Consider the following 13,233-nt stretch of genomic DNA (forward strand, 5'->3'; position numbering starts at 1 on the left):
GATCGCTCACCGCCCCAGTCCACCACGCGCCACCGCCGCCCGCCCAGAGCCGGTGGAAAATCGTCGGCGGCTGCTGGCAGACTCGGCGTGCGGCCCGCACTCGCGCCGCGCCCAAGAGAACACGACGCCTCGATCCCGCGGACGGTGCCGGAGTGGCCGACGACCAGCACGGTGACGCCAACCGCTTCGAGGGGCATGCCCGCAACGTCGTCCAGGCGCAGCGCGTCGAGGTGATGAACGTCTACGGCGCGCACGAGGACCCGCCCGACCCGCCGTACGCGCTGCCGCCCCCGCCGAGCCGGTTCCAGGACCGGGCGCCGCTGCTGCGGCTCGCGAGCGAGGCGGCGTCCGCCGACCGTCCCGGCGGCGAACCCGCGGTGATCATCGTGGCGGGGCTGCGCGGGGTCGGGAAGACGGCGATGGCCGTGCACTGGGCGGGCCTGGAGCGCGAGCGGTTCCCCGACGGGCTGCTGTACGCCGACCTCGGCGGCGGGCTGTCGCGGCGGGGCCTCGGCGGCGGCCTGGGCGAGACGGCGACGTCCCTGCTGGAGCAGCTCGGCGTGTCCGGTGAGCACCTGCCGCGCTCCGACCAGGGCAGGCTCGCGCTGCTGCGGACGCGGCTCGCCCGCCGCAAGGTGTTCCTGCTGCTCGACAACGCGCGGCTGCCCGGCGAGGTGGAGCGGCTGCTGCCGCCGTCGCCGGGCAGCGTCGTGTTCGTGACGACCGACGGCGCGCTGTCCGAGGTCGGCGACCTCGCCGGGCGGCACGGCGCCGAGGTGATCCTGCTGCGCGAGCTGTCCGAGCGCGACGGCCTGGCACTGCTGCGCGCCCTCGTCGGCGACGAGACCGTCGACCGGGACGTCGAGGGCGCGCGGGCGCTGCTGCGGGTCTGCGGCGGCTGGCCGCTGGCGATCCGGCTGGCGGCGGGACGGCTCAAGGTCCGCCGCGGGACGCGTCTCGCCGACCTCGCGGCGCGCCTCGAGGCGGCACGGGACGGGACAGGGGGCGGCCCGCGTCCCGCCCCGCACGGGGAATGGACCGTGCACGTGCTGGGCGACGAGGTCTACGCGGAGATGCCGGACGAGCTGCGCCGCGCGTACCGGCTGCTGAGCCTGCATCCGCGCGGCGGCGACCGGCCGACGCCGGTGCCGGGCGGCGAGCGCGGGCCCGCGCTGCGGTTCGGGACGGGCGCGGCGGCGGCGCTGCTCGGCGTCCCCGAACCGGACGCCGCCGACCTCCTGGACGCTCTCGTCGACCGGCACGTCCTCGACGAGGACGCCGGACGGTACCTGTTCCCCGACCTCATCCGCGCGCACGCGCGGAACCTGGCGGACGGCGAGGACGAGGCCGGCGCCGCGGTCCGCCGGGTGTCCGACTGGTACCTGCGGGCCGCCGTCCAGGCCGACCTGGCGGTCAACGCGCACCGGCCGACCAGCGGGCCCGTCTTCCGGGAGCTGCGCGGCGCGCCGTCCCCGTACGGGACGGGCCGCGCGGCGGTGAGCGCGGCGCTCGCCTGGCTGTCCGCCGAGCACCGCAACCTGTGCGCCGTCGTCCAGCACGCCGGGGACCGCGGATGGCACGGGCTCGTCTGGCAGCTGTGCGAGGCGCTGTGGGGCTTCTACTTCTCGCTCAAGCACTACGACCAGTGGATCGAGACGCATCGGATCGGGCTGCGCGCGGCGGAGGAGCTCGGCGACCCGGCGGCCCGGTTCCGGATGGGCGTCCAGCTCGGCCGGGCCCTGTACGAGACGCGGCGGTTCCGGGAGGCGCACGAGGTGCTGGAACGCACCCTGGAGATCACCGCCGATCCGCTCGACCGGGCGACCGTCCTTGAGTTCATCGGCCGCGCCCACCAGGACGCCGGCGACCCCGAACGCGCCCTCGACTACCTCCGGCAGTCCTGCGACCTGGAGGAACGGCACGACCGGCCGCGCGGCGTCGCGATCAAGCTGCATCACATCGGCCGCGCCCGGCACGCGCTCGGCGACGCCGCGGAGGCGCTGCGCTGCCTGCGGCGCGCGCAGTCGCTGTTCGCGGCCGTCCCCGACCCGTACAACGAGGCGCGGGTGCGCGCGACGCTCGGCGCCCTGCACCTGGCGGCGGGCCGGTTCGCCGAGGCCGCCGCGGACCTGGACGCCGCGCTGGAGACGATGCGCGCGGAGGGCCGGACGTTCCAGACCGCGGAGATCACCGAGGCGCTGGCGGAGCTCGCCGCGGCGACCGGCGACGCCGGCCGCGCGGCGGAACTGCGGCGCGCGGCGGCCGCCGCGTACGACGCGGTCGGCAGCCTCAAGGGCGAGGAGTTGCGCAACCCGCCGTCATGACGCCGCGTCGCAGGTGAACGGCGCGACGACCGTCCCGATGCGGACGGCGAGCCGGGCCGGCAGCGCGTCCGGCGCGCCTCCCCGGGCCGTCCAGGCCAGCACCGCCGACGCGAGGACGCCCGGGTCCACGTCCGCCGCGGTGCGCAGCACGAGGACCGGCCCGTCCGGCAGCCGGAGCCGGCACGAGCCGTCCGCGCCGGTCTCCGCGACCGGCGTCCCCGGATCGCCGGCGACGGGGGCGCCGCCTCTGCCGGCTCGCTGTATCCGCAGGTCGGCGAGGCCGCGGAGGCGGTGATCGGGCTCGGTGTCGTCCACCACGAGATGCCGGTGCCCGCGCGGCGGCGCCGACCGGAGGTCCGCCATCTCGGCGGGCGTCCGCTCGACGGTGAAGACGGCGCGGCCCGGCTCCACCTCCACGGTGACGGCGGCGACGAGCGCGGGCACCTCCCCGTCCTCCCAGCGGCGCGGCTCCGGCCGCGGCGGCGGCACCGGAAGGACTCTGACCCGCCGGGGCGGCGGATCGAGCCGCATCAGCCGGTACGCGGCCGACCGCAGGATCTCCGCGGAGCGGCCCTGCTCGGCGAACACCGCGTCCGCCACCTTCGCGCCGCTTCCGGAAACGGCGGAACCGAGCTGCTCGCGAATCCTCGCGTCATCCAGAAACGCGCTCTCCTCGCCCAGCCCGGCCATTGCCGTCCCGGCGGCGACCCCTTCCCGGGGAAAGGCACCGAGGAATACCGGACGGCCGAGCGCGGCGGCGTAGAGCGTGACGGACCCGTGGTCGCCCACCACGGCATCGGAGGCGACCAGTGCGGCCCGCCAGCCCTCGCGCGGCGGGATCAGCAGCATTCCCGCGCGGCGGCAGTCGGCGAGCCACGCCCGCAACTGCCACGGCCCGGGCTCGTGCCAGGCGTTCGGATGGATCACCGCCGCCACCCGGTACTCGTCGGCGGGCAACTCGGCGAGCAGCCGCGCCATCAGCTCCGGGCGCCGACCGACCAGGGAGCCTTCTCCCCAGGTCGAGGTCGCCACGACCAGCCGCTGCCCGCCGCGCAGCCCGAGCGCCGCCCGGTACCGGTCCCGCCACGGGACGCTCGCCGCGAGCCGGTCGAAGCACGGATCACCGGCGACCAGCACCCTGCCGAGCGCCTCGGGGCATTGCTCGGCGAGCCTTTCCCGCTGCTCCTCATGGGAAAGGACGATGACCGACGGAACGACCTTTCCGTCATGCAGCAGCTGTTCCCGGCTGAGCCCGTAAACCGGGCCGCCCGGGTTGCGGGTTCCGGGTTCCGGGTTCCGGGTTCCGGGTTCCGGGCAAAATCTTATTGTAACCGGCACCATGCGGAATGTTCAGCAAAGGCGCGCGAACGGCATGGAGCGGGCCGCTGCTCGCCGCCGTCATGGCGAGGTCGAATTCCCGCCCCGCGCATTCGTCCCAGCTCAGCGTCCTGGCCTCGATGTCACCGAGGAACGCGTCGACGCCGCCCGGGACGGTGGCGCCGGGTATCGCGGTGAACAGCACCCGGACCCGCCGGTCGTCCTCGAACAGGGCGAGCGCGTCGAGGAGCCGGGTCAGCGACGTCACCGAATGCACGACGGCCAGCACCGACCGGTCCGCGCGTACCGTCGTCCCGTCTCCGGTCAACGTCGGTGCATCCCTCCGTCCGCGCGGTCCCTGGCCCGGACACTCTATCCCGGCAAACCGGCACAACAAGGACGGATGCGGGCTCCGTTCCGGAGCCCGCACGCACCCCTCAGTTGTTGGTGTGGAGGTCGGTGTTCAGGGCGATCGTCGCGCCGTTCCGGGGCAGCGCCTCCACGGCGCCCGTGCCGGAGTTGCGCCGCAGCAGCAGCCCCGACCGGCCCGAGAGCTCCGCCGCCTTCACCGAACCGCCGTCCGGCAGCGCCACCTTGGTGCCCGCCGTCACGTACAGGCCCGCCTCCACGACGCAGTCGTCGCCCAGCGAGATCCCGATGCCGGAGTTGGCACCCAGCAGGCACCGCGCGCCGATCGAGATGACCTGCTTCCCGCCGCCCGACAGCGTCCCCATGATCGACGCGCCGCCGCCCACGTCGGAGTCCGCGCCGACGAGCACGCCCGCCGACACCCGCCCCTCGACCATCGACGCGCCGAGCGTCCCGGCGTTGAAGTTCACGAACCCCTCGTGCATCACCGTCGTCCCGGCCGCCAGGTGCGCGCCGAGCCGCACCCGCGACGCGTCGGCGATCCGCACCCCGGACGGCACCACGTAGTCGGTCATCCGCGGGAACTTGTCCACCCCGTCCACCGTGACCTGCCCGCGCGCCCGCAGCGCCGTCCTGACCTGCTCGAACCCGTCCACCGCGCACGGCCCGGCGCTCGTCCACACCACCGTCGCGAGCAGCCCGAAGATCCCGTCCAGGTTCACCCGGTGCGGCCGGACGAGCCGCGCCGACAGCAGGTGCAGCCGCAGGTACACGTCGTGCGCGTCCACCGGCGGGTCGGCGAGGCTGCCGATCTCCGTCCGCACCGCGACGGTCTCGACCCGCCGCGCCGCGTCCGGCCCGACCTTGACGTCCTCGCCGAACGCCGCCCGCGCTTCCGCCTCGTCGAGCCGCCGCGTCCCCTTACCGGCGTCGCCGGCGAGCTCCGGCGCGGGGAACCAGGTGTCGAGCACCGTCCCGTCGTCCGCCACCGTGGCGATCCCGTAGCCGACCGCCCCGTCCGTAACAAATCCCGTTCCCACCATGTCGAACACGGTAACGGCCCCTGACCGCGCCCGGTCCACGCACCTCGTGGGCCGGACCCGCGCGGCGGCGGCTTCCGGGTCCTGCATCTGACGACTGGGTCTCGGGTGCGTTGAGGTGTCAGGAGGGCGCCGGTAGGGTCCGGCGGGTGGACGATCATGTTTCCGTTGCGGCCGGTCTCCGGCAGGCGGGCGAGAGCCTGGCTGCGAGTCTCAGGATCGTTTCGGACGACGGAGGGCCTGTCCGGGAGCCGCGCTTCACGGGCGGTCCCTATCCGGAGGACTACGTCGCGCTGATCTCCCGGACCGGCCCGGGCACCCTTGCGGGCGTGCTCCGGCTCCTCGCTCCGGGTGGCGATGACGGCTTCGGCATGGAGGCCGAGGAGCGCGGACGTGAGCAGCCGCATGAGGACGCGCGGCTGTGGGGCGTGTTCGCCGGCGGCGAGACGTGCTGCTGGCTGCCGTTCGGCGACGATCCCGCCCACTGGCTGGTGGCGCTGGACGGCCACGGGAACCAGCAGCTCAACCTGTCCACCACCGAGTTCCTCGACGAGTGGCTGGACGGGCGGCTCGACCTGCCGGTGCTGTCGCTGCCGCCCGTCCCGCGCGAGCGCACCCTGACCCGTGCCGGGGACCCGGTCGCGGCTCCGGCCGACCCAGTCCGCGAGGGCGTGCGGGATCCGCTGGCCCAGTTGCGGACCATCATCGGACCGGGCCGCCAGGCCGTGTACGACTGGGAGGCCATCGAGCGAGAGCTGGGCGTCCCCGGACTGCCGGCCGACTACAAGCGTCTTTACGAGACGTACGGCGCCGGCGGGCGGTTCGCCGTCAACGGCATCTTCGTCCAGGCTCCGAACGACCTCGCGGCCCACCTCAAGGAGTACGGCCACATCTACCGGGAGTGGGCGGAGAACAAACGCAATCCCGCGAGCCCCGATCGCCGCTACAAGGCATATCCGGAGTCCGGGGGCCTGCTCTACTGCGGTAGCACCGAAGGCCGCGACGTCCTGTGCTGGGACACCGCCGATCCGGACCCGGACCGCTGGCCCGTGGTGAACCTGGGCTACCGCGAGATCGAGGAGTTCGGGCCGCTGACCGAGCTCCTCGTCGCCGAGCTGACCGGTGTCGGCCTGGACATGACGGATGCCTCCCTCGGCGATCCCGCGGAATGGGCGTGGCCTTACTGGGGCCCGCGCCCGCCCCGGGCCTGAACACGCGGGGTTGTTACGGCGCGAGTGCTCGCGGTATCGCGGCACTCCGAGGGGGCCGCCGCGAAACCGTCACTTGGCCGTACGTAGGCGGACTACCGCTGACTGGTCGTTCGTGGTGTCGCACTTTGTTGCGCTGGACGGGCAGGTGTCTACGGCGATGTAGAGGTAGCCGCGTGCGGTGGAAAGTGCTTCGGCGCCGGCGGTGACGGCGGAGAGGTCGCCGTTCTCGGCGACCTGGTAAATGGTCTGTTGGGCGTCGCGCAGTGAGTTGAAGAAGTTGCGCTGCGACCTGGTGAGGTCGCCGCTCCAACGGAACTTCGCGGAGAGCCCGGTGGCGGTGTTGCCGGGACGGGGGTCGCCGGCGCCGTAGTAGAGGTCGCCGGTGGTCCGGTCGACGGTGATGCTCGCCAGGTGGGACGAGTCGCCGGCGCGCGGGGCGTCGACGTATCCGTTGATCGCCTTGCCGAACGGCTTGAACGGTGCGTCCGGACGCTTGAGCGAGGCCGTGTTGCGGGACGCGACGACGGGATAGATCCGCTCCGTCGCAGTGGCGATTCGCAGGACCGAGCGACCGGTGTGCACGTAGAGGTTTCCGTCGTTCCACGCTAGCGGCGAGGCGCTGGCGCCTACGGGGATGTAGGTGTCCAGGGCGGGGCCGCCGGTCTCGTTCGGATCCGCGTCCGGCAGTTCTTGCGTGGTGCTCAGGGGCTTGCCGGCGATTCTGGTCACCTGGCCCGCGCGCAGACGATGGACGAGGAGCGAGCTGCGCTGGTTCTGCCAGTCGCTGAAGAACACGGTCCCGTCGTCGGCGACCGCGACGCCGTTCACCGACAGGGGCGAGAATTGCTCCAAGGGCACCCGGTCCGTGAGGGGCCGCATGCGCGTCGTCTCGACGACCTTGGTGGCCTTTCCATCCCTGGTGACCTTCCACAGGCCGGCGGCGTCGAGCGCGAGGTAGAGGCTGCCGTCCGGCGCGGCCGCTGCTTGGACTGCCTGGTCCGACGAACCGTCCAGGGCGGGAACGCGCACCCGCTTGACGGTTCCGCCGCGATCGACCGTCCAGAGCTCGTAGCCTTGCGAATCGCGCGTGAACAGGGCGACGTCCCCGCGCTTGTCGGTGGTCATGCTCTGCAGTTCCCCAGCCACTTTGCGCTGGGGTCCCGCGCCGGTGTCGGCGGTGCCGCCGCCCAGAACGAATTCGACCGATGCGCCGCTGGACGAGCCGCGGACCGCGAAACCGATGACGACCGCCGCCACCGCGACGGCCAGGACCAGCGCCGCGAGAACCCAGCGGCGGTGCGTCAGAGTGCGGATCTGAATGACCGGCCTCCCGTTGCAGCGTTCGCCTTGTCGGCTCGGAGCGGCGCGAATGCCGGCGAATCGCCGGAACTCTACCGGTCGTCCCACTTTCGGTCTCGCGGCGCTGCGGGTTGGGCGCCCGACCCGTCGGTCCGCACCGTCCAGTCCCGCGGTATCCGCACGTCCACGTCGCTTCCGTTTGGGAGGGCGCGGGATGATCCGGTCATGGTGGACGTGGTGTTCTTCGATCTGGACGGGACCCTGGTCGATCACCGGCGCGCGGTGTTCGAGGCGATCGGCCGGATCGTCCGGGAGGCGCCTGGCGCGACGGCCCCGGCGGACGAGCTGGCGGCCTTGTGGTGGACGCTTGAGGCGCGGCACATGCGGGAGTACCTGGCGGGCGAGTGCTCGTTCGCCGAGCATCACCGTCGCCGGGTCCGTTCGTTCCTGCCGATGCTCGGGGAGCCGGTTCCGGAAAGTCCCGGCCATCTCGATGAATGGATCGCCGAGCGCTACCTCGGCGTGTTCGAGGAGTGCTGGCGGAGCTATCCGGATGTGCTGCCCTGCCTGGAGGAATTGAAAGGCCGAGGGACGCGGCTGGCCGTTCTCACCAACGGTGATCCTGGGCAGCAGCGTGCCAAGCTAGACCGCTTCGGCCTCCTCCGATACTTCGAGGACGTCCTGACGCCGACGGAGCTCGGGGCGGCCAAGCCGGACCCCGGTGCCTACGCCGAGGCGTGCCGGCGGATGCGGACGGACGCCGCGCACGCGGTCAACGTGGGCGACTCGCTGGAGGGCGACGTGAGGGCGGCCGCTCGCGCCGGGCTCACCGGCGTCTGGCTGGACCGCGGGATCGACTTCGTCACCGGCGGGCCGTCGTCCCCCGCGGACGGGACGGTGCCGCGCGTCGAGCGGCTGACCGACCTCCCCGGCCGGCTGCCGGGAAGCGGCGCCTGACCAGCGTGCGGACGCCCCTCGCTTGAAATCGGTGATCATGGGCGCGGATTCATCGGACGCTGCGCATGGTGAGCCGGTGGTCGGGGGCGTGACCCTCGCGTTCCGCGAGATCGGCGGCGACCGGGGCATCCCGGTCGTCCTGCTGCACGCGCTGGGCGGCAGCGCGGCGACGTGGGACGGTTTCGCGGCGCGGCCGGCCGCCTGCGGACGCCGGGTCATCGCCCTCGACCTGCGCGGACACGGTGCCGGCTCCCGGACGGAGACGTACTCGCCGGCGGCGATGCGGGACGACGTGCTCGGCTTCCTCGACGGCCGGGGGATCGAGCGGGCGGACCTCGTCGGCCATTCGATGGGCGGGGCGGTGGCGGTCCTGGTCGCTCAGCGGGCGCCCGGACGCGTCCGGCGGCTGGTCGTCGAGGACACTCCGCCGCCGCCCGAGGTGCCGGGGGAGCCGGTCGATCCGGTGACCGAGCCGGCTGATCCGCTGCCGTTCGACTGGCGCCTGATCGAGCCGGTCATCACGGAGTTCAGGACGCCCGATCCGGGCTGGTGGGACCTCCTCGCGGCGATCAGCGCGTCGACTCTGCTGGTCGGCGGCGGCCCGTCCAGCCACGTTCGGGTGGACGCACTGGTGCGGACGAGCCGGGCCGTCCGCGACTGCCGGCTGGTGACCGTCGAGGACGCCGGGCACCGCGTCCACAGCGTGAAGCCGGACGGGTTCTGGTCGGCCGTGTCACCCTTCCTCTGCCCGGAACCCGGCCTCTGACGGCGACGCCCCGTCCGACGCGGTGTGGACGAGGCCGGAGAGCGGCAGCGGGCAGGACGGCTCGGCGGCGCAGGACGGTGCGTCGTCGCAGCCCGCGCCGACCGCGTCCCGCAGCGTGGCGCGGACGGTGTGCAGGTCGGCGATCCGCCGCTCCACCTCGGCGAGCTTCAGCCGGGCACGCTCCCGCATCCCGGCGCCGCCGCGGCCGTGCGGGCGCCGAGCCGCGTCCAGCAGTTCGGCGATCTCGTCCAGCGTGAATCCGAGCCGCTGCGCCGCCTTGATGGCGCGCAGGACGGCCACGGTGTCACCGGGGTAGAGCCGGTGGCCGCCGAGCGTCCGTTCCGGTTCGGCGATGAGGCCGCGCCGCTCGTAGTAGCGCAGCGTCTGCGGGTTCACCCCGGCCGCCCGGGCGACCTCGCCCGACCTCAGGCCGTCGCGGGCGCCGCTCATCCGGCCCATCCTCGGGCGATCGCTTCGGGTGGGACGGCGCGTTCGGCGAGCGCCTGCATGCCGTCGAGGGCGGGGGCGGCGCCGTCCGGTGCGGTGATGTCGACCGTCAGCCCCTCCGCGGTGCGCTGGAACGCGAAGGTCAGGAACGCGCAGCACTGCTGTTCCTGGGCGAAGAGGTCGCGGAGGACCGCCTCCCGCTCCTCGCCGGCCGCGAAGGACAGCCGCAGCCGCAGCGGCTCGCGCTCCACCCGGAGCGGCCCGTCGGCGAACGCGGCCTCGAACTCCGTCAGCCGCTCCACCATCGAGGACGGCGCCAGCGTGCACATGATCGGTACATCGGACTCGCTCATCCCGGCTCCTCACCCGAGTGATCCGCCCTGGCCGCGCGGCGACACCTCGACGGTAAGCCTGTACTCGGGTACAGCTTGCAAGACGTCAGGCGTTCAACCGCTCCTCCAGACGGACGGTCACGGTGTCGCCTTCCTCCTTGCCGATCGCTTTGCGCACTTCCGCCTTCACCGGCAGCTTGTGGGTGCCGTTCCCCAGGGCCATGAACGAACTCTGGAACGGATGCCCGTCGATCGTGCCCCGGACCTTCACCAGACCGCGGGTGCCGAAGAACTCTGCCGACTCGGGCCAGACGACATAGGTCCAGCCGCCCCTGTTCGGGCTCTTCCGCAGGGTCGCGGTGAATTGCTCGTCCATCACGTATACCGCCTGTTCAGGAGCCCTCGATAAGGATGAGGTCGTTGCCGTCCGGGTCACGCACAGCGAACATGGGAGGCACTGCGGGCCCCATCCGCAGGACCTCCGCATCCGCATCGACGCCGCGTGCGCGCAGGTCCGCGTGGTCGGCGTCGGCGTCCCGGGTCGTCAGGCGGATGCCGGCCGGCATCCCGTCGGGAACGAGCGCGACGGTCGTCGCCGCTCCGGGCGGCGCCACCTCGATCCAGCGCCCGTCGCCGAAAGGCACGTCTCGGCGCACTTCGAAGCCGAGCTCACCGACGTAGAACTCGATGGCCTTCTGCTGGTCGGTGACGCGGACCCCGACCGTGGCCACCTGTGTGATGTGGGTGGTCCTGCTCATCCCGTGCCTCCTTTCCTTGGTGTGCACCAGGTGAGACCGAGGCGGGCGCGGGAACTCATCGCCGGCCACGAAATTCGACCGGACGGGCTCGTCAACAGGTCGAACGTCGCCTGATGCGGATGGCCCCACCTACCCGGCCCATCCGGTGGCGGCCACCACCTCCTGTGCGATGTCGATGACGAGCCGTCCGTCCGTCGCCACTCGCACGGTCTCCGCGGGGGCTCGCTCGTCCAGGATCCGGGCCTTGCGGACGCTTCCTTCGAGTTCCTGCTCCAGTTCTGAGCCGAGTTCACGTCCCACCAGCCGTTCGCGGGCGGTCTCGTCGGACGCGGTGAGCAGGACTCGTACGATCCCCACTCCGGCCCCCATGGCGCGCTCGAACATGCCCGCCGCCTCGGGCAGCACACTCGCGGTGTTCGTATAGATCAGGCGCCGGTAGCCACGCTGGGCGAAGTTCTCCCACACGGCGGTCAGATTGATCTCAGTGATCTCCGCGCGGTGCGGGTCCCCCTCCGGAGCCGGATGCACCTGCCCCAGGAAGTCGCCATCGATGATCGCGTGAGCGACCGCCTCGGCGCGCAGTAGCGCCGAAACCTCCCACCCCACCGTCGTCTTGCCGACGCCGGCTCGTCCTCCGATGAGCAGTACCTCCGCGCGATCCATGGGGGCAGCGTGCCAGCGGACGGCCATCCCACGCGATCCGATATCGATCCGGCCGCGGACCGAACGTTGACTTGCGGCGTGTCGGCCTTAAAAGCCGCCGCTTAAGGCCGACACGCCGCAAGTCAACGAAGGAGGCCGGGCGCGGAGAGGCCGGGACCGGCCCGGGGCTTGGCGCGTCGGGCGGTCGTGGAAGCCGTGTCGGGGACGCGGGTCAGGGGGACGGGGTGTGCTTGATGCTCGCTAGGAGCGTGGCGAACCCGGCGGGCGTGAGGGTGAGGTGGCCGCCGTCCGGGTCCTTGGAGTCCCGCACCCCGACGCCGACCCCCGGCGCAAGTCGTCCCAGTTCAACGCACTGCTTGTCGTCGATACCGCCGCTGTGGCTGCTCTTCCGCCATTGGATGTTCACGAGTACTGCTCCAAGTACTGCTCGATGAGGGTGCGCGATGCGTCTTGGGGAAGCGCCTTTGCGCCTATTAGTTCGAACTTAGCCGAGAACTCCCTCACCTCGCTTGGGCCCTCGATCAAGCGTCCACCGTTCTGGGCACCGGCATGGGCGACGTCCCGGTCGTCCAGGCAGATGACCTGGAACGGACCATCGAACCCGTAGTGCGCGCCAGCCGCTGTGGGGACGATGCGCATGATGATGTTCGGCTGGCTCGCCGTCTTGAGTAGGTACTCCAGTTGCGGCTTCATCACCTCTGGCCCCCCGACAGGGCAAGCCAGCACGCTCTCGTCCATGAGCATCCACAGGACCGGAGCGTCCGCGCGCTCAATGATCAGCCGCTGGTCTTCGACGCGGGCGGCGACCTCTGCCTCGATGTCCTTGGCAGTGCCTGCTTCCAGGAGTGCACGGATGTACCTCTCGGTCTGGAACGGCCGAGGAATCGCCTTCCCGTGGTACGTCTTGATCGCGGTGGCCTGTTGCTCATACTCCATGCATTGACGTGCCCAGTCGGGATCGTGCGCCATTCGGGCGAACCAGAGTATTAGCTGAAAAAGCAGGCCCGTTCCGTAGTGCCTGTCGAGCAACCGCATCTGATCCTCTTGGGGGCGACGCCTACCTGCCTCCAAGTTGGAAACAGTGGAACGTGCAGCACCCATGAGCTCGCCGCACTGAGCAAGCGAAAGACCCGCCTTCTCGCGCATGAAACGCATGAAGAAGGCCAGGAAGTGCCACATCGAGATCCGCGGGTCGAGGGGCTTGCGGACGTCCGGCATCGCGTCTCCCGGGTTTTCAACTCTGGTGGGTACATCGTCAGATTAAGTGCGGCCGGTGATCCTTGCCACAGGAAATCGGAAACCAGGGCGAGGACGGGGACGATGGTGATGACGGCGACGGGAGATTTGATCATTCCGCTGCTCGGGACGCCGGCCACGGTGGGGCTTGCGCGGACGCTGGCGGACGCGTGGATGCGTAAATGGGGCTATTCGCACATTCTCGACGATGCCCTTCTGGTCGTCTCGGAACTCGTCACGAATGCCGCGCATGAGACGCCGCGCGAGGAGATCCGCTTCCAGCTCAGCCGGGACGCGCAAGGGGTCGTCATCGCCGTCTGGGACTCCGGGCTCGGTGCCCCGCAGCCCAGGCCGTTCAGGCGGCTCACGCTCGACGACCTCGACCTGTCCGAGGAGGCGTTCGACGACAACGGCGGCTGGGGGCTGCACATCGTCCAGGCCCTGTCGGCCCGGTGCGGCGCCACGCGGGATCTGAACGGGGGCAAGTGGGTCTGGGCGCGGATGGCGCCGTAGG

The 13,233-nt window shown here is 72.0% G+C and carries 16 protein-coding genes; 5 read left to right on the forward strand and 11 right to left on the reverse strand.

Annotation, left to right across the window (positions count from 1 at the left end; translation table 11 throughout):
* Positions 1-152: 152 nt before the first annotated feature.
* Positions 153-2,324 carry a tetratricopeptide repeat protein gene (locus tag J4709_RS55345; protein ID WP_208235962.1) on the forward strand — a complete coding sequence of 724 codons (2,172 nt, stop codon included), beginning with the start codon at positions 153-155 and terminating at the stop codon, positions 2,322-2,324.
* Here J4709_RS55345 and J4709_RS01430 read toward each other — a convergent pair.
* From J4709_RS01430 to dapD, 3 genes are all read right to left on the reverse strand, one after another.
* Positions 2,319-3,461, reverse strand: a complete 1,143-nt coding sequence (locus tag J4709_RS01430) for a hypothetical protein (RefSeq protein ID WP_208235964.1) — start codon at positions 3,459-3,461, stop codon at positions 2,319-2,321. The two genes, J4709_RS55345 and J4709_RS01430, sit on opposite strands and share 6 nt — an antisense overlap.
* Before the next feature lie 88 nt (positions 3,462-3,549).
* Entirely contained in the window at positions 3,550-3,930 is a 381-nt protein-coding gene (locus J4709_RS01435) for a hypothetical protein (RefSeq protein ID WP_208235966.1), read from the reverse strand.
* Positions 3,931-4,078: 148 nt separating this feature from the next.
* Positions 4,079-5,053 carry a 2,3,4,5-tetrahydropyridine-2,6-dicarboxylate N-succinyltransferase gene (gene dapD, locus J4709_RS01440; protein WP_208235968.1) on the reverse strand — a complete coding sequence of 325 codons (975 nt, stop codon included), beginning with the start codon at positions 5,051-5,053 and terminating at the stop codon, positions 4,079-4,081.
* A gap of 326 nt (positions 5,054-5,379) precedes the next feature.
* Here dapD and J4709_RS01445 point away from each other — a divergent pair, with 326 nt between their 5' ends.
* Entirely contained in the window at positions 5,380-6,261 is an 882-nt protein-coding gene (locus J4709_RS01445) for an SMI1/KNR4 family protein (protein ID WP_208235970.1), read from the forward strand.
* A 69-nt stretch (positions 6,262-6,330) separates the two neighbouring features.
* Here J4709_RS01445 and J4709_RS01450 read toward each other — a convergent pair whose 3' ends face one another.
* Entirely contained in the window at positions 6,331-7,668 is a 1,338-nt protein-coding gene (locus J4709_RS01450) for an NHL repeat-containing protein (RefSeq protein ID WP_208235972.1), read from the reverse strand.
* 117 nt (positions 7,669-7,785) lie between these two features.
* On the opposite strand from J4709_RS01450, the gene J4709_RS01455 reads away from it, so the two are divergent.
* Together J4709_RS01455 and J4709_RS01460 are read left to right on the forward strand one after the other, a co-directional pair.
* Positions 7,786-8,517 (forward strand): HAD family hydrolase, encoded by a 732-nt coding sequence (locus J4709_RS01455; protein WP_208235974.1) that lies wholly within the window; start codon positions 7,786-7,788, stop codon positions 8,515-8,517.
* Between the two features lie 76 nt (positions 8,518-8,593).
* Positions 8,594-9,283: an alpha/beta fold hydrolase gene (locus J4709_RS01460; RefSeq protein ID WP_208235976.1), complete on the forward strand. Its 690-nt coding sequence runs from the start codon at positions 8,594-8,596 to the stop codon at positions 9,281-9,283.
* Here J4709_RS01460 and J4709_RS01465 read toward each other — a convergent pair.
* The 7 genes from J4709_RS01465 to J4709_RS01495 all read right to left on the reverse strand — a co-directional run bounded on the left by J4709_RS01465 (position 9,251) and on the right by J4709_RS01495 (position 12,701).
* A complete protein-coding gene (locus J4709_RS01465) occupies positions 9,251-9,733 on the reverse strand; it encodes a MerR family transcriptional regulator (protein ID WP_208235978.1) in 483 nt (160 codons plus the stop codon). The genes J4709_RS01460 and J4709_RS01465 overlap by 33 nt on opposite strands.
* Complete coding sequence (locus J4709_RS01470; RefSeq protein WP_208235980.1) at positions 9,730-10,083, reverse strand: hypothetical protein; 354 nt, start codon at positions 10,081-10,083, stop codon at positions 9,730-9,732. Before J4709_RS01470 ends, J4709_RS01465 begins: the two co-directional genes overlap by 4 nt.
* 85 nt (positions 10,084-10,168) lie before the next feature.
* Positions 10,169-10,438, reverse strand: coding sequence for a DUF1905 domain-containing protein (locus J4709_RS01475; protein ID WP_208235982.1), 270 nt, complete (start codon positions 10,436-10,438; stop codon positions 10,169-10,171).
* 16 nt (positions 10,439-10,454) lie between these two features.
* A complete protein-coding gene (locus J4709_RS01480) occupies positions 10,455-10,820 on the reverse strand; it encodes a VOC family protein (protein WP_208235984.1) in 366 nt (121 codons plus the stop codon).
* A gap of 129 nt (positions 10,821-10,949) precedes the next feature.
* Complete coding sequence (locus J4709_RS01485) at positions 10,950-11,483, reverse strand: AAA family ATPase (RefSeq protein WP_232382775.1); 534 nt, start codon at positions 11,481-11,483, stop codon at positions 10,950-10,952.
* A gap of 211 nt (positions 11,484-11,694) precedes the next feature.
* Positions 11,695-11,889 (reverse strand): DUF397 domain-containing protein, encoded by a 195-nt coding sequence (locus J4709_RS01490; protein WP_208235988.1) that lies wholly within the window; start codon positions 11,887-11,889, stop codon positions 11,695-11,697.
* Positions 11,886-12,701 (reverse strand): helix-turn-helix domain-containing protein, encoded by an 816-nt coding sequence (locus J4709_RS01495; protein WP_208235990.1) that lies wholly within the window; start codon positions 12,699-12,701, stop codon positions 11,886-11,888. Before J4709_RS01495 ends, J4709_RS01490 begins: the two co-directional genes overlap by 4 nt.
* 102 nt (positions 12,702-12,803) lie before the next feature.
* Here J4709_RS01495 and J4709_RS01500 point away from each other — a divergent pair, with 102 nt between their 5' ends.
* Positions 12,804-13,232, forward strand: a complete 429-nt coding sequence (locus tag J4709_RS01500; protein ID WP_208235992.1) for an ATP-binding protein — start codon at positions 12,804-12,806, stop codon at positions 13,230-13,232.
* Position 13,233 lies beyond the last annotated feature (1 nt).

It is taken from the genome of Actinomadura violacea (genome assembly GCF_017573465.1).
Lineage (GTDB): Bacteria > Actinomycetota > Actinomycetes > Streptosporangiales > Streptosporangiaceae > Spirillospora > Spirillospora violacea.